This window comes from Sporolactobacillus shoreicorticis, from assembly GCF_024125445.1.
Classification (GTDB): Bacteria; Bacillota; Bacilli; order Bacillales; family Sporolactobacillaceae; genus Sporolactobacillus; species Sporolactobacillus shoreicorticis.
The window spans coordinates 51,456-68,526 of sequence record NZ_JAMXWM010000003.1; the positions used below are offsets into that span (position 1 = coordinate 51,456).

At 43.7% G+C, this 17,071-nt stretch carries 11 protein-coding genes and 1 pseudogene; 2 read left to right on the forward strand and 10 right to left on the reverse strand.

Annotation, left to right across the window (positions count from 1 at the left end; genetic code table 11):
• Positions 1–51: 51 nt before the first annotated feature.
• The 8 genes from NIE88_RS03205 to NIE88_RS03240 all read right to left on the reverse strand — a co-directional run bounded on the left by NIE88_RS03205 (position 52) and on the right by NIE88_RS03240 (position 9,953).
• On the reverse strand, positions 52–987 hold the full coding sequence (locus tag NIE88_RS03205; RefSeq protein ID WP_253058711.1) for an AEC family transporter: 936 nt from the start codon (positions 985–987) through the stop codon (positions 52–54).
• A 350-nt stretch (positions 988–1,337) separates the two neighbouring features.
• A complete protein-coding gene (gene trxA / locus NIE88_RS03210; protein WP_253058713.1) occupies positions 1,338–1,655 on the reverse strand; it encodes a thioredoxin in 318 nt (105 codons plus the stop codon).
• A gap of 95 nt (positions 1,656–1,750) precedes the next feature.
• Entirely contained in the window at positions 1,751–4,108 is a 2,358-nt protein-coding gene (locus NIE88_RS03215) for an endonuclease MutS2 (RefSeq protein ID WP_253058715.1), read from the reverse strand.
• A 35-nt stretch (positions 4,109–4,143) separates the two neighbouring features.
• Complete coding sequence (gene polX, locus NIE88_RS03220; protein ID WP_253058717.1) at positions 4,144–5,871, reverse strand: DNA polymerase/3'-5' exonuclease PolX; 1,728 nt, start codon at positions 5,869–5,871, stop codon at positions 4,144–4,146.
• A gap of 33 nt (positions 5,872–5,904) precedes the next feature.
• Complete coding sequence (locus tag NIE88_RS03225) at positions 5,905–6,456, reverse strand: CvpA family protein (protein WP_253058719.1); 552 nt, start codon at positions 6,454–6,456, stop codon at positions 5,905–5,907.
• 794 nt (positions 6,457–7,250) lie between these two features.
• Positions 7,251–7,958, reverse strand: a complete 708-nt coding sequence (locus tag NIE88_RS03230) for a fructose-6-phosphate aldolase (protein WP_253058720.1) — start codon at positions 7,956–7,958, stop codon at positions 7,251–7,253.
• Between the two features lie 200 nt (positions 7,959–8,158).
• A complete protein-coding gene (locus NIE88_RS03235) occupies positions 8,159–9,112 on the reverse strand; it encodes a sugar-binding transcriptional regulator (protein ID WP_253058722.1) in 954 nt (317 codons plus the stop codon).
• 73 nt (positions 9,113–9,185) lie between these two features.
• Positions 9,186–9,953, reverse strand: coding sequence for a DeoR/GlpR family DNA-binding transcription regulator (locus NIE88_RS03240; protein WP_253058731.1), 768 nt, complete (start codon positions 9,951–9,953; stop codon positions 9,186–9,188).
• 461 nt (positions 9,954–10,414) lie between these two features.
• On the opposite strand from NIE88_RS03240, the pseudogene NIE88_RS03245 reads away from it, so the two are divergent.
• Positions 10,415–12,690: pseudogene (locus NIE88_RS03245) on the forward strand (formate C-acetyltransferase).
• Between the two features lie 15 nt (positions 12,691–12,705).
• On the forward strand, positions 12,706–13,485 hold the full coding sequence (locus NIE88_RS03250; protein ID WP_253058733.1) for a glycyl-radical enzyme activating protein: 780 nt from the start codon (positions 12,706–12,708) through the stop codon (positions 13,483–13,485).
• Positions 13,486–13,620: 135 nt separating this feature from the next.
• Here NIE88_RS03250 and NIE88_RS03255 read toward each other — a convergent pair whose 3' ends face one another.
• A complete protein-coding gene (locus tag NIE88_RS03255; RefSeq protein ID WP_253058735.1) occupies positions 13,621–16,065 on the reverse strand; it encodes a glycyl radical protein in 2,445 nt (814 codons plus the stop codon).
• A 147-nt stretch (positions 16,066–16,212) separates the two neighbouring features.
• Complete coding sequence (locus NIE88_RS03260) at positions 16,213–16,971, reverse strand: DeoR/GlpR family DNA-binding transcription regulator (protein ID WP_253058737.1); 759 nt, start codon at positions 16,969–16,971, stop codon at positions 16,213–16,215.
• Positions 16,972–17,071: the final 100 nt, after the last annotated feature.

The following is a 17,071-nucleotide window of genomic DNA, read 5'->3' on the forward strand; positions in this document are numbered from 1 at the left end:
GGGACAGTGCGTGGAAAATGCCCGCATCTGTCCGATCTTGTATTTATCCACTTAAAAAATGGTCATCAGAATAGGAATTTCAATCATACTGAGGAGTGTCGTTTCCGTCACCATTACTGCCGCGTAGTCCGAATCTGCATGATACAGTTCTGATACAACCGGGGCATTCGTCATGACCGGCATCGCGGATTGCAAAATAAATACTTCTTTCATAAGTGCAGGCATCGGTGCCGGCAGCACGAGCAGAGTCATGATTGCAGGTGCCGCAACAAAACGCCCGATGAGAACGCCGATATTGTCTTTATTCAGACATAGCTTATTCAATCCTGCCTGATGAATCGCAATTCCGATAAAAATCATGGATAAAGGAATGGTGAGCCCGCCGATATAACTGAAATCTGACATCAAAAAGGCAGGCAGTTTCACATGCAGCAGAACCAGAACAACACCGATGATAAAGCCCAGCAACGGCGGTGAAAAAATTTTGCCAAGCGTTTGCTTCAAACTGGTTTTACTCAGATAGTTTCCATCACGTTGGATCAGATAGACACCAAGTGTCCAGAAAAAAGTCGTATTGGCCATATAGAACACAAGCACATAGGGCAGACTTTGCTCGCCGAAAATAGCAAGATTGACCGGTAACCCGATGAAAACCGTATTCGAGTTGCAAAACATCGACTTAAACAAACCGCTGTGATTTTGCGGAACGGCAAAAGCCTTAACTGCTAGAAAAGAAATTGCGAACAGAATCAGCATCGACAGAATTGGAAAGCACAAATTCGGCAGCAACTGAATTAATTTTTCACTTGTAAAATCATGAGTAATGGTACTGATCATATAAGCAGGAAGCGCAATTTGCGTCACCAATTTAGCAATTAATTTACTTGTTTTTTTATCAAACCAGCCGCGATGAGCCAAAACATAACCCACGCTGATCATGACAATAATTACCAAAATTCCTTGAATGCCTTGAAAAAAAGTGCCCACCTGAGTGCCTCCGTGACTGACATGACTCCATACTTATTGTCATCTTTTATTTTCTTCTCTTGTATCAATGAGCATACAACTAAGCTAGAATCATAGTCAACAGCTATTTTAGAAAAAATTTAGCCAGTCAAATCCCTGATGCAGGCGTAGCCTTAATTTTCTTATATGATCTACCGCTAATTCGTATCTTTTATACTTTTTTTCACAAAAAATTCAAACAATAATTTATGACACTATTTTATCCGTAATTTAGAAATTCAGTGCTCTGGTCGGCAAAAAACCGGGCGCTTCGCATGCGGATGCGATACGTCCCGGTTTTCAGTGAATGACCTAATTATTTTGCCTAGCGATCAGCCGATATGCTGTTTGATACGTTCAGCAAGTGCTTCTTTCGGTTGGAAGCCGACAACTTTGTCAACCACTTCTCCGTCTTTAAACAAGAACATGGTTGGAATGCTCATGACTCCGTATTTGCTTGCCGTTGCTTGATTTTCATCAACGTCCAGCTTTACGATTTTAAGATTATCTGCTAATTCGGAATTCACTTCTTCAAGAACAGGTGCCATCATTTTGCATGGTCCACACCAAGTAGCCCAGAAATCGGCTAAAACAAGACCTTTTGAAGTTTCATCCGCGAAATTCGCATCATTTACCTGACTAATTGCCATTACAGAAAGACCTCCTCAAATAGTTCAATATGCTCTATGTCACACAGTATAGCATGTGCCAACACGAGATGCCATTATTCAGCTTGGCGCATACATTACTTGAATTCAACGACGGTCACACCGCTGCCGCCCTCGCCCTGGGCACCGAGACGGGCTGTCTTCACACGAGGATGCCGATCAATTAATTGAGTGACACCTTTGCGCAGTGCACCGGTGCCCTTGCCATGAATGATCGAGACACGTGCATAGCCTGCAAGCATCGCCTCGTCCAAATATTTCTCAACCTTAAGCATCGCATCTTCATAACGCTCGCCACGCAGATCCAGCTCGGGACGCACCGTTTGTCCTGAAGTACGCACATTAACGACCGGTTTGATCTTCTTCTCTTCTTTAACCTTTTTCAAGTCGCTTGCTTTCACATTCATTTTCAGAATACCTGCTTGAACCAAATATTCCTGATCACTGATTTTATCGACAATGTAGCCCTTCTGGCCAAAGCTGATTATTTTAACGGTGTCGCCCGGCTGAAATCCTGAAACCGATTTGTGAACAGGTTCCGAAGTATTGGGTATATCTTGTTGTTCAAGGGAATCCAGCGCATGCGCTAATTTGGTTTTAGCGTCAATGAGCTGATGCTCCTTGACTGAACCGTTATTCTTAAATTGATGCAGCTCGTTAATAATTTCTTCTGCTTCACGCCGTGCATCCTTAAGCGCATGCTCTGCTTTCTCACGCGCCTTCTTCAGAATATCCTCTTTTGACTGTTCCAATTCATTCAGACGTCTAGAGAGATCCGCTTCTTTGGCCTCTACCTCAAGTTTCAGCCTGCGCGCTTTTTCTTCTTCCATTTCGGCCGCTTTGCGATTCTTTTCCAGTGAAGCAATCATTTTATCAACCTGGTTGGTCTCGCGGCTGATCTGAAGTCTGGCACCATCGATAATGTCGGCCGGCAAGCCTAATTTCCGTGAAATTTCAAACGCATTGCTTCGTCCCGGAACACCAAGAAGCAGGCGATACGTCGGGCTCAGCGTTTCCACATCGAATTCAACGCTCGCATTCATGACGCCCGGTCGTTCGTATGCATACGCTTTTAATTCGCTGTAGTGAGTCGTACAGACAATTGTTGCCCCTTTACCATAAACGGCATCGAGAATCGACATAGACAAAGCTGCCCCTTCCTGAGGGTCAGTGCCTGCACCTAATTCGTCGAAGAGAACGAGACTGTTAAAATCAACCTGCTTCAAGATCTTAACAATGTTCGTCATGTGCGAAGAAAACGTGCTGAGACTCTGCTCAATCGATTGTTCATCGCCAATATCGGCAAAGACTTCACGGAATATACTCGCTTCTGATTCTTCTTCAACTGGTATTTGAAGTCCGGATTGAGCCATGAGCGTGAGCAGACCAATCGTTTTCAGCGACACCGTTTTTCCGCCGGTATTCGGTCCCGTGACAATGAGTGCGTGCGTGTGCTCATCAAATACGACATCAATCGGGACAACATGATTCTGACTAATCAGCGGATGGCGTGCTTTTTTCAGACGGATCATACCTCTGTCATTCAGTTTCGGACGTGTCGCTTTCATCTGATGTCCGTATGCGGCTTTGGCAAAGATGAAGTCGAGCTGCGCCAGAACCTCAACATTCTCCAGCATCGGTTCGGCAAATTCGGCCGTTTCTTCCGAGAGCGCACGCAAAATCCGCTCAATTTCATGCCGTTCTTTTGCTCGTGCTTCACTGAGCTGATTATTTAAATCAACGATCGCTTGCGGTTCAATAAACAAAGTTGCACCTGATGCAGACTGGTCGTGGACAATACCGCCGAAAGATCCGCGATATTCCTGCTTGACCGGAATTACCTGCCGATCATTACGAATGGTAATAATCTGTTCGGAAAGCATTTTCGCAGTTCCGCTTGAACGGACGATACTCTCCAGTTTCTGCTTCACCCTGCTGTCAAAGGTTCGGATCTGGCCACGTATATGACGCAAAGCCGGGCTTGCCGAGTCCATGACGCTGCCTTGATCATCGATTGCACTGCGGATTTTACGTTCCAAACTGCCCGGAGGATCAATCGAATTCACGAGCTCCATCAAAATGGGAAGTTCAAGTTCTCTTTCCTCGACCAAATCCGCAATAAAATTTTTCATCAAGCGGGCACCGCGAATGGTGTCGGCAATATCGATCAGTTCTTTTGCCTGAAGAATACCGCCTATCTTGCAACGTTTTAGCGCTTGACGGACATCAGTAATGCCGCCAAAAGGCACAGATCCCCTTAATCGGAGTACCGTTGCCCCTTCATCGGTTTCCTCCTGCATTCGTTTAACTTCATTCAAGCTGTCTGCGGGCCTCAGATCCGCAATTCTTTTTTTTCCCAATGAGGAAGCGGTATAATGCATTAACTGCTGTTTAATTTTTTCATAATCAAGTATTCTCAGTGCATGTTCATTCACAAATAACATCTCCCTCTATTGAGGATGCTCATCATTCAAATTACTTTTTTATTCTTAAGAAAAATCATAAGTTGATCGATTGGCCAGGTGTTTATAACGTTGTGCGGCTTGATACCGGCCCGAATGGCTGTCTCAACCCCCAACTTCATATCATCCATCATGTCTAACGAATGACTGTCCGTATTAATCGCGATTTTTACGCCCGCCTCCTGCACCCTGCCGAGCCACTCTGACGATAAATCTAATCGGAACCGACTGGCATTCAATTCAAGCGCCGTTCCGGTTTCCTTAGCTAATTCAATCAACCGTTTTACATCAACGGCGTATCCGTGTCGTTTTCCAAGCATACGTCCGGTCGGGTGTGCGATCAGACGTACATAAGGATTTCGGCAGGCATTCTCCAGACGCTTCATAATCTGATTCTTATCCTGTGAAAAAGAAAAATGGATGGAAGCAATGACAAAATCCAATCTGCTCAGGACATCGTCCGAATAATCCAGCGATCCATCAGGCAAAATATCCATTTCAATACCCGAAAAAAGCGTAAAATCATCATAATGCTGATTCATTTTCTTCACTTTTTCATTTTGTTCTAATAGACGTTCTGGGCTCAGACCATTCGCAACACGAAGCGATTGAGAATGATCAGTCAGACATGCGTAGGCGTAACCTTTCGAACGCATCGCCTCTGCCATTTCAGCGATCGTGTTTGCCCCGTCGCTCCACGTCGAGTGCATGTGCAGATCGCCTTTAATATCTGATAGCTTGATTAAATTTAAAGGACCTTTTTCCGCCCGCTCCAATTCAAATGCTCCTTCACGTGCCTGGGGTGGAATAAAATTCAGCCCAAAATAGTGATAGATATCCGCTTCGTTTTGAAAAGTACGCATGGAGCCGTCTTCGCGCTCAATACCATATTCACTGATTTTTTCATTGCGTTCCTTGGCCAGTCTGCGCAGAAGAACATTGTGCTCCTTTGACCCGGTAAAATGCAGCAGCATCGACGCATAGATGTCCTGCGTAGCAAAGCGAAAATCAACAGATACTTGATTCGGATCACCAAGCAGAACCGTCATCTTCGCATCGCCTTGTCCGACAATTTCATGCATCGGTAATTTCTCAAGCAGCTGCCGCGCAACCGCCTTGGGATCAGCGGTCTCAATAACAAAATCCAAATCCTTCATTTTTTCTTTTGCTCGTCTGAGGCTGCCCGCGCATGAAAAACGATTCACCATCTCGACTGAACGCAGCACTCGCTCGATTTGATCAGCAAGATCAATCATATAAGGAATCGGCAGTTCCTTCGGGCGTTGACGCTGTTCATTCAGTGATTGCAACAGATGTTCTTCCGTTTTTTTCCCGAACCCTGCCAATTGGCTGACTTTCCCCTGCTCGCAGGCATCTTTCAAGGTATCGCGATCAACAACGCCGAGCTCACGATACAACTTCCCAATCTTTTTCCCACCGAGTCCGGGCAAACGAAGAAGATCAAGCAAACTATGAGGTATGTCTTTTTCAAGTGCCAACAAGACAGACGATTCGCCTCGCGCCAGTAATTCCTCAATGACCTGTGCCGTCGATTTGCCGATTCCTTTGATTTTACTTAAGTCACTCATTCCTGCCATCGAACGCGGATCATTCTCCAATGCAAGACCTGCGCGATGATAAGCAGCGACTTTAAACGGGTTTTCACCCTTTATTTCCAGATACAGTGCAATTGTATCCAGTTGATTTATAATTTGCTTTTTGTTCACAATCTTCACCTTTTATATCGTGCAAATGATAGCTCCGCTGACTCAGCCCATCCAACCTGCGAATGCGACCCACATCTCTTTAAGCATATTTGAAAAGTAAGGGGTACTCCTAATCATTGATTGCGCCAACGACGATTGATCAATCGCCGATTGAATTCCGCCGACCGGTGTCAGTGAACCGGCGTACAGCAAGAAGAAAATAATTAAATAGGCTTCAACAAAACCAATCAGCGCTCCACTCAAATGATTGACAGAACGGAGAATCGGCAGTTCAGCAAGGAAATTCAGCATTGAACCTAGGATTGTCAAAACAATCTTTGTGGCGATAAATAATATAATAAAAGCGATTGCCCGATAATAAGCAGTCTGCAGGTCCATGTTCCCAAGGAATTGAAACAGATCGCTTTGAGAAGCCGACGAAGGGAATGGAATCCAAAATTTCAACGTTCCCGCAAGCGGCTTAAAATAGATCATCGCAACGATATAGGCAATGACAAAGCCCGCAAGATGAACCAATTGCAAAATCAGACCGCGACGAAACCCATTAAAAAATCCGGATGCGAGTATGATCAATATAATGAGTGTGAGAAGCATAAGATCGATCCCAACTCTCTTTCCTATGTAAGGTGAGCGCCGTCCCAGATAAAACAAGGCACACGTTGACACTTTTTAGTTTTATCATATCAGAAACGACGACAGATGAAAAATGTGTTTGGCGATTCGCCAACACTAAAAACAGTTTTTGTGACGTTTCATTGCTCCTGATTACAGACCATCCGGCTTTCATTACAATGATTCCATTGATGACCAATCAATCTGCCTTTACACTAATCAAACATCCATCTATCAACAGTAAGAAAAACCGGGCAAAAAGCGCCTGTTCCTTACTTCCGCAGAATGCGGTGGCTTTCGCGTTGCATGAAGCATTCTGGTCCTTCATTAAGTAACGAGTAAAAAATAAGCGGAGATATTCCAGTTATTTGCACCTTGAGCTTGTTTCGCGGGCAAATAAGGGTAATTTTTCCGGTTATGTAAAGAAAAATCCTCTATTTTCACGTTTTTCGATTCGATAAGCGGAATTTCTCCGTCTATTTAAGCTTTTTTTTCGTTCATTTTCTTAATAAAGGTAATTTTTCCGTCTATTCATGTCTTAACGGTACTGAATCATCGCTTCGGTTGCACCGCAAGACTCCTCAGACAAGCAGAAATCTGCGGGGTCTGGCTGGCACCTGATCCCGCTGGCAGTCTCGCACCTCCGCGTTGATTTTCGGCCAAAACACTGGTTTATCCATTTAAATACGGGCAAAATCTTATACTTATCTTGCAAAAAAAAGGATGACAAAATTGTCATCCTTTTTTAATACCATGCATCTTGTTTATCCAACAGCTTATTTACCGGCAGTAACCGCGTCCTTTGCCAAGGTATAAATCGTTTCCCCTTTTCCGAAAACGGATTCCCAATCGGCGGTGAAATCAGTGACCGCTTTATTGATGGCCGGCATTCCTAAAGCAGCAGTCAAAATATCTGCGCTCATGGTCGCTGCTTGAGCACCTGCTTCAAATGCAGCGTTGACCTGACCTACATTTTTAAAGCTGGCGGCAAGAATTTTTGTACGGCTGTCTGTTCGTTCAATGGCTTTAGCCAGTTCTGCCACTGACGCTTTGGCATCAATGTTCATGTTTTCCATCCGGTTAAAATAAGGAGCTATATAATCAGCACCTGCCTGGATGGCCAAATAGCCCTGAAATTTCGTATAGATCGCTGTTGCGGTAACGTTTACATTTTCTTGCTTCAATTGTTTGATGGCAGCTAAACCCGCCTCGGTTACCGGAACTTTAATATACACATTTCGATCCACATTTTCTAACACGGTATGTGCATCCTTGATCATGCCCTCCGTATCTTCTGAGACGACCTGAACATGAAGTGATGCCTGATCTCCTATAATCGAGCGAACAGTTTTCAAATGCGTGAACAGATCAATTTTGCCTTCTTTTTTTACAATGGACGGATTAGAGGTCACTCCGGCAAGTGGAATCACCTTAACATATCGCTTAATCGCGTCCAAATGAATCGTATCAAGCAGGAATTCCATATCGAACACTCCCTTTCCGATATTTGCACATTTGTGATTTTTTATTCACCTTTATTGATTACGTTTTCATCGTAGCACGAAATGAATTATACTTACAGATTCCCACAAGATTAATATTCTCCTGTGCGTAAAAAATCCTGATAACAAGCGATTTCTTGAAATAAAAGACAGATATTCGTGCACATATGTGCACGAATTAATCACAAGCCTGCCGTTTTTATAATCGCTTGGGCAGTTTCACTATCCGTAATTAACGTGTTTAAATACTTGGTCTGCAGTAAGGCATAAATAGATGGCACTTTATCTATCGAACGTGCAACACCAATTGAATAGGGCACTTTTGCCAACAATTCCGGATCAATTCCGATCGTACGATTATAGATACTCCCCTTCAGAATATGTCCATCAGCATCAAAGAATCTGCAGCAAAAGTCGCCAATGGCTTGATGATTTGCCAAGTTATGATTATCCACAACAGTTAAATAATCACGCCAGCTGGTTTGTTTACTGTTCAATGGTCCGCCAATGCCGAACATAGCGATGTCCAACCGCTCCCAATAAGACTTAATCTCCTGAAAATCATGTCCATTCATAATCGCATCGCGCAGCATCTTGGAATCTTGAATGGCTCCCGCGTTAATAAAGATGCTTTCTCCGCCAAAGTGCCTCGCAAGATCATAAATAATCGCGTTCACATGATAGCGTGAATTCACATGGCTCGGCCCGCCAACAACAGGAACAAACGTTGCGTTTGTTTTTTTGACTCCTTTCAGTTTGCCGATCATGCTCGCAAGTGAGGAACCCCAACTCAATCCAACCGTTTCTCCACCCTTGATCAGCTGCTTTAAATAAAAGGCTGCTTCTTCTGCTAGTTTTTCATTTTTTTCGGTTTCCGTATCATTCCTGCTCGTTGAAATGACCACGACCTCTCTCATGTGAAAAGCCTTTTGCAGCTGGGACTCGAGTTCATAAATTTCAGAATCAAAATCATGGATCTGGATAGCGACAATACCCTCTGCTCTCGCCTGAGTCAACATACGGCTGATGCTCGTCCGGTAAATGTTCAATTCTTTCGAAATCTCGCTCTGCGTCTTGCCCTTAATATAATAAAGATAAGCTATTTTCGTTAACAAACGCTTTTTATTTTTTTCCACAGTACCTCACCCTCGAATCGCAGATCAATGTATTATGATTGGGATCAGCTCAGCATTCGCAAATATCCCCATCTCAATTTGCAATGATGACTTTTGTCTTTGCTGCTATCGGTTCAAGCATTTCTTCAGGTGCATGCTTATCCGTAATCACACAGTCAACATTTCCCCAATCAGCTGCCTTAACAAATGAACTTTTAAAAAATTTCGAGTGATCAAGCAGAACAATGTTCATTTGGCATTTTGCAAGCAGTGCACGCTTCATTTCGGCATCTGCAAAACTCGATGTACAAAAACCGTCTCGGTTCATGACACCACTGGATCCGAAAAATCCAATATCAATGCGGATATCATTGAGTGCCTGGCCTGTAAAGTTTCCCTGAAATGACATATCCGTCTTACTGTAATGACCGCCGACACAGTAAAAGTCATTGCTCCCATTCATTAACTCCATGATTGCAGTCAAAGAACTGGTGAGGACAGTCTTTCCCTGATAATGATTAAGATATCGCGCGAGAAGAGCAATAGTACTCCCTTGATCAAGTCCGATGACACAAGATGTTTCAGGTAAAAATTCAAGCGCAGCTTTCACAATTTTTGTCTTGTCATCTAGAAACGTGGTCGTTCGATTGATTACCGGTTCGATCGCATCCGATTGATCAAGCACAGCTCCCCCATAAATCGTTTTAGAGATTCCTTGTTCTTCCAAGTATTTCAGATCTTTTCTAATTGTCTCATCTGACACATGGAAGTGTTCAACCAGCTGCCTAACCTTTATTTTTTTATTTTCGATGAGCAGCTGTGTTATCTGTTCGCGCCGTTGCTGAATTTCTGATGCCTTCACATGTAAACGCCCCGATCTTTTAATTGAATCAATTATACCATGAAATCGCTATAATTCATTATAAAAGTTGGCACTTATGTGTTATCTATTTTAAATTCCAAGTTTTTCATTGAATATTTCGTTATATTCTTTATAATGAGGATGTAGATAGATAAGAAAAACAGGGCCAAAAAAGCGCCCGGTCCCGCAGGCGTCTCGTACCTCCGCTTTGATTCTCAGCCAAGACTCCGGTCTATTCGTTTGAAAACGAGGCAAAATCTTATACTTTTTTATCTCTTGTAAAAAAGGCTGCAGCTGCAGCGGCTCTTAAATTCTGCACAAAATACTCAACAAAACACTATCCTTTGTCTGAATTCAGAGTTTCTTATTCGATTATGAAGGGATGAACATTAATGACTGAATTGTATGCGGTTTCAGCTAATAACTTCATGAATAAAAGAACAGAAAGTCTTCTTGATAAAATGAAAACCTTCCTGTTTCAAAACGAACGGCGAATTTCTCTTGAGCGGGCAATTCTTTTTACGGAAAGCCATAAGCAAACAGAAGGAGAACCGCAGATCATTCGGCGCGCAAAAGCAACGGCCTATATTCTTGACCATGTAAAAATCAATATTCGTCCCGGTGAACTATTGGTCGGCAACCGAACCGTCAGACCGAGAAGCGGCATTTTATCTCCTGAGATGGATCCCTATTGGATTATGAAGGAAATTGACACCATCCATACCCGCCCGCAGGATGCATTCGATTTTACCGAAGCGGACAAACGCGTCTATCGCGAACAATTACTGCCCTACTGGTCTGGACGTTCCATGAAGGATTTTATAAATGGGAAAATCCCAAAGAATGCCCAAAAGGCTGTAGATGATCTTGTGATCAAGCTGAATCAAACCGACAAGGGGCAGGGACATATTATTATAGATTTTCAAGCCATCTTGAACCATGGTGTCGGTTACTATATTGATTTGTTAAGCAGAAAAAGCAAGGCTACGCCATCAAATTATTTTTTCACAGCCACCAAAGTTATTTTTGAGGCGATGGCTCGTCACTTCTTACGTTACCGCATTGAGGCACTCAGAGAAGCCAAGAGCACTGAAATTACTGAAGCACGGAAAGTGGAACTGCTGGAAATGGCCGACATGTGCAAGCGACTGAGCAGTCAGAAGCCGCAAAGCTTCTATGAGGCACTGCAGCTACTTTGGATGACAAGCATTGTCGGACAATATGAATCAAATGCTTCCTCGCTTTCACTCGGGCGGATGGACCAATATCTCTATCCTTTTTATAAAAGATCAGTCGAAGAAGGCGCTCCGGAATTTTTTATTCGTGAGGTGCTCGGGGATTTCTACATTAAAACCAATGATGTCGTGCTTTTAAGAAGCCGCGAAAGTGCCAAATGCTTCGCCGGATTCCCAACTGGCTATACCGTAGCGCTGGGCGGTCTTGAGCAATACGGTCAGTCATCAGTAAACGAGCTGTCCTACTTGATGCTGGATCTGTATCACAGCATCCGCTTGCCACAGCCCAATCTTTCTGTTCGGATCAATGAGCTGATTCCGCGCCGATTCCTAAACAAAACATGTGAAACCATTCGTCTCGGCACCGGCATTCCCCAAGTTTTCAACGATGAGGTCATTATTCCGGGTTTCCTCAGCAAAGGTGTTTCTTTGGATGATGCTCGCGATTATGCGGTGGTCGGTTGTGTGGAAACAACGATTCCCGGGAAGACCTATGGCTTGCACGACATTGCTTTGTTTAACTTCTTGCGCGTCATGGAAATCAGTCTATACGAATTACGAGATCGCGATGATTTGACCTTTGACCGGCTTGTTGCGTATCTCTTAAAACGAATTGACGGTTACGTAAAAGATGTCACCATCGGATCTGATATTGTTGACCTTGCTCACCGTGAATTCGCGCCGATTCCTTTTCTTTCTGCGCTTGTCGAAGATTGCATCGACAACGGTAAAGATATTACCGAGGGAGGAGCGCGTTACAATTTTTCTGGTGTTCAAGGCATCGGTGAAGCAAATCTGGCAGACTCGCTTTTTGTCATTAAGAAGCTTGTTTTTGAACAGCATGAAATGAAATTTAGTGAATTGGTGGATGCACTTGAGGCTGACTTTGAGGGGAAATACAAGAATCTGCAAAACCATGTGATCCATGACTTCGATAAATACGGCAACGATAATCCGGAGATTGATATGATCGCCGCAAAAATTTTCCGTCATTACGCACTTGAACTTGGTAAATACCGGAATATTCGAGGCGGTGAATTCAACGCAGGAGCATACACCGTTTCCGCCCATATCCCGCTTGGTGAAGATGTCGGCGCAACGCCGGATGGAAGAAGGGCTCATGATCAGCTGGCCGACGGGGGGCTTTCGCCAATGGTCGGACGCGACAGACTCGGCCCGACAGCTGTCCTAAAATCTGTCAGCAAGATTGATAATGTGCTCTGCGTTAACGGCAGCCTGCTCAACCTGAAATTCAGCCAAGCACGCTGCAGGGCCCATCGGGAATTCATAAATTTGCCGATTTTCTCATGGCGTTTACCAAACTGAAAATCAGACATGTCCAGTTTAACGTGCAATCACAGGATACATTGCTCGACGCACAGAAGCATCCGGAAAAATACGCCGGGCTTATCGTCCGCGTCGCCGGTTATTCAGCATTTTTCGTCGATCTGAACAAAAGGATTCAGGACGATATTATTGCTCGCTGCGAGCATGTCCTATAAGAAAGGAAATGCGTTATGACACGAGGCCTTGTATTCAACATTCAGCGCTACTCGATTCACGACGGAACGGGCATACGCACGATTGTTTTTCTCAAGGGGTGTCCGCTCAAATGTCCCTGGTGTTCAAACCCAGAATCACAAGGTTCTGTTCGCACATCTGTCTGGATGAAAAACGGTGCGGAAGAATCTTTAGGCAAATGGATGTCAGTCGATGACGTACTCCATGAAGTGGAAAAAAATGAGATCTTTTATCGCACGTCAAATGGCGGCGTGACCCTGTCCGGTGGCGAGGTTCTGATGCAGGCTGACTTTGCGGCGGAACTCTTAAAGGAAGTAAAGGCGCTCGGGATCAACACCGCGATTGAAACCACCGGCGCGCTTCCTCTGAAACAAATCCGCAAAGTGCTGCACTACACCGACCAAGTCCTGTTCGACTTAAAAATTATGAATCCAGACAAAGCCAGACAGATCATCGGTGAAAAGATCGGCATGATCAAGCAAAATTTTGAAGAAGCATTGAACTCAACGGCACGAGTTATTCCAAGAGTGCCGCTGATTCCCGGATATACGACACCGCTGGAAAATTTGAGGCAGATCGGAAATTACGTGACCGGCCTTGGAATTGAAGAGATTCATATTTTGCCCTTTCATCAATATGGAAGCAGCAAATACCATTACTTGAAACGCAGCTATCACCTGAAAGACACACCGCTACTCAAGCAGGAGGAAATAAACACAATTAAGGAGTTCTTTGAAAGTGCTCATATCAAAACAGTTGTCAGCGGCTTGGGGTAAAAGATAGCAACACTAAAAAAAGACATGAACCCATATCTATCACATTATGGTTCATGTCTTTTCTCAGGATAAACGAACAGCCACGGAAGCATAGGATGATACACATCTGTCTCCGGAGGCTGCTTATTGTTACTATTACAATGGCTGCTCCGTTCGCGCAATAATATCATCCTGTGTTTCTTTTGAAAGACCGGTGAAAAACGCAGAATAGCCGGCGACCCGAACAATTAAATCGCGATGGTTTTCCGGATGCTTTTGGGCATCAATCAGTGTTTCACGAGAGACGATATTATATTGAACATGGTACCCGTGCAATCTATTGAAAAAAGTTCTGATCAACGATACCAGTTTCATGCAGTTTTCTTCATTCTGTAGAATCTGCGGCGACATTTTCTGGTTCAGAAGCACGCCGCCCGTAATATCTGTTGTCGGCAATTTCGATACGGATTTAAAAACTGCTGTCGGTCCGTTATGGTCCATCGAATGCTCCGGCGAGCATCCTTCAGCAAGTGCGGTTCGGGCATGGCGACCATCCGGAGTAGCAAGTGTGCTGTGACCTTGCCCGACATTCGCAGAAATAGACGACGTGCCGGCATTGCGAAGTCCGCCGATCGGGCCACGCCCGTAGCGTGTATTTTTATATTTCGCAATCTCATCAATATACGGCTGATAAGCATTGCGAATCAGCTCATCGACATTATCATCATCATTACCGTATTTGGGGGCACCGCTCAGCAGCATCTGACGGATTTTTTCCCCTTTTTCGTCGGCAAAATCATTGGTTAGTGCCTCCCACAACTCCTCGCGGCTGATCTTCTTTTCATCGTAAACCAGTTTTTTGACAGCACTCAGCGAATCAGCAAGATTAGCAATACCAACCTGCAATCCGCTGATAAAGTCATAGACTGCACCGCCTTCCTTGATTGTTTTTCCGCGTCCAATACAGTCATCAGTCAATGTCGAACAGAGAATATCCGGGCAATCCTGCTCAAGCACCAGATCGCATGAATTTTCAATGATTACACTCTGCCTTGTGATTTCGCGAAGCCCTTTGTCCCAAGCCTTCTCAAGCTCCTCGTAAGATACCATATTGACAAAATGGCCGCTGCCTTCAAGCAGTTTCTTTCCCGTTTCCGGATCGACACCATTGTTCATGATGATGAGCAGTGTACGCGGGAAGTTAATGAAGCTCATGCCTGTACAACGATAACCCCATTTCCCCGGAACTGCCGTCTCCACACAACCGATCGCGCTGTAATTGTACGCATCTTCTTCTTTTACCCCGCGTTTGATAAACGATGGAATGATGACTTCATCATTGTTAAACGCAGGCATGCCCATGCCCAGCTTGATTACCTCGATGCATTCACGCATGAATGCGTCACTTAAACCGCGATGATAGCGAACAGTTAAATTCGGCTGCGTCAAATGTGCCTGGGCGACACTCCGTAAAATAAGATAGGATAGACCATTTACCGCATCCTTCTTATCTGGAGTCTGCCCGCCAATCGTAACATTTTGATACAAAGGACTTCCCGCACTGAATTCTGTGTGTCCCCATGAGCGTACTTTGTTAATAGTCAGCGTCTTCATCCAAAGGTTAGTCAGCAATTCCGTCGCCTGTTCATCTGTCAGAATTCCGCGATCAACGTCACGCCGATAGAAAGGAAACAGGTACTGATCCATCCGCCCGTAGGATACCGAATGACCATTGGATTCAATCTGAAGAACAAGATGAATGAGCCAAATCGATTGCACAGCTTCATAAAAAGTATCTGCCGGCTCGTAAGGAATTTTATTCAAAATCTGAGCCATTTTCTTTAACTCCGTTTGACGCTGTGGGCTCTTTTCCGCCTCAGCTTTCTCAGCTGCCAAATTCGCATAACGCTTTGCAAAATCCCGTACTGCTTTAATTACATTCAGACTTGCTTCATAAAAATACAATTTCTTCTGATCTTCAATATCAGTCAAATTCAAATGATTCAATGCATTTTTAACACGCTTTTCATACGATTTTAGCCCGTAATTGATCACATTTTTATAGTCAACGGCAAGATGACCGTCGCCTGAAGTAATATTGCCGTCTGCACCGATGATACCCAGATCATAAAAAATTTTGCTGTGCGGCGGAAAGGCGGCCAGCCCGCGATCCTCTAGCGTATTATGTTTCCAGGAAGGCGCAATCTCTCTTAATTGTTTCTTTGTTTCTTCAGTAATGTAAAAGACGTCACCCGGACGTTTCTCAAACCGTTCCAGTTCATCAATCACCCAGTTCATTGAGTATTCCGGAAAAACAGGTGCCCAGCGATTTTTTCGTGCCTGATTTCCTGCAATCAATGTATCGTCTTCAATGTAGATTGTCATGTGTTCCAATATATTCTCAAGCATATAAGCACGCTTAAGATCCAGCTGTTTATCTGCATGTTCCTTATAACTCTGTGTCACAAGAACTGCACGTTCAGCATCAATAAATGGTTTGGCGTCAAGAATTGAATTGCGGAATCGTTTCATCTTCGGTGTTAATTCTCCGAAATGCGCCGATCTTTTTGCTTGCGCTTGAATCATTGAGCCTGCTGTCATAATTAAGCCCTCCTGATCATTTTCATAAGAATCAATATAAGATTTCTTTCGAAATTATAATAGCATCTAATGTAAGCGTAAACAATGGTTTTTGGCAATTCCATTCAACTTTAACATTAATGATCATTTGTGCATTTTTAAACTTTTTTAAACGGTATGCAGACGTATGCCATTATCTGAGAGAAAAGCACTTGTTTTTTCGTCCAACCCACTGTCCGTATAGACCTCGTGAATGGCTTGCACATTAAATTGCTTCACGAAACTTTTTTCATTAAACTTACTGGAATCCGTAAGAATAATGACATGCTTGCTTGATTTCGCCATGGTTTGGACCATCTCTGCTCTCATGATATCATTTCCAAAGAAACCGATAGTTCGGTCAAATCCGTCCGTGCCGATAAATAGTTTATCAACAAAAAAATTAGTTAAATTCTGTTTTGCAATCGGTCCGACCGTCACTTGTGACTCGCTTTGGTAGGATCCTCCAAGCAGTTCGATTCGAACGCTATTGTATTTACCCACAAGAGACGCAATGAAAAAAGAATTCGTTATAATTGTGACATTTTCTTTAGTTGCGGCAATTTCTTCTGCCAGCAGGGCACAAGTGGAACCTGATTCGATCATAATTGTTTCATTATCTTGTATTGACTGAACTGCTAGCTGTGCAATTTTCTTCTTTACTTCGTAATGATTTGCCAATCGATAGCTGATATTGTCAACATTATTCATCATCGCGTAGCCATGTTTCCGCTGCAACAGTCCCTTTGATTCCAAACGGTCTAAGTCTTTCCTAATCGTCACCTTCGAAACGCTTAACAGTTCTGCCAATTCATTTACATCTATTTTCGTTCGGTTATTAACGATATTCAATAAATCATTTTCACGTGTCGTTAATTCTGTAGTCAAAATAACAATCTCCTTTCAATTGTTTCCTTCAGTTTATCACAATTGAATGATCAATATATTTCTTTCACAACTTATTAACATTTCTTACGTAAATATCATG

Bases quoted from the DNA above. Each gene is read 5' to 3' on its own strand.
- trxA (WP_253058713.1), bottom strand. From the start codon at position 1,655: ATGGCAATTAGTCAGGTAAATGATGCGAATTTCGCGGATGAAACTTCA.
- NIE88_RS03255 (WP_253058735.1), bottom strand. From the start codon at position 16,065: ATGACAGCAGGCTCAATGATTCAAGCGCAAGCAAAAAGATCGGCGCAT.
- NIE88_RS03225 (WP_253058719.1), bottom strand. From the start codon at position 6,456: ATGCTTCTCACACTCATTATATTGATCATACTCGCATCCGGATTTTTT.
- NIE88_RS03230 (WP_253058720.1), bottom strand. From the start codon at position 7,958: ATGGAATTCCTGCTTGATACGATTCATTTGGACGCGATTAAGCGATAT.
- NIE88_RS03250 (WP_253058733.1), top strand. From the start codon at position 12,706: ATGACACGAGGCCTTGTATTCAACATTCAGCGCTACTCGATTCACGAC.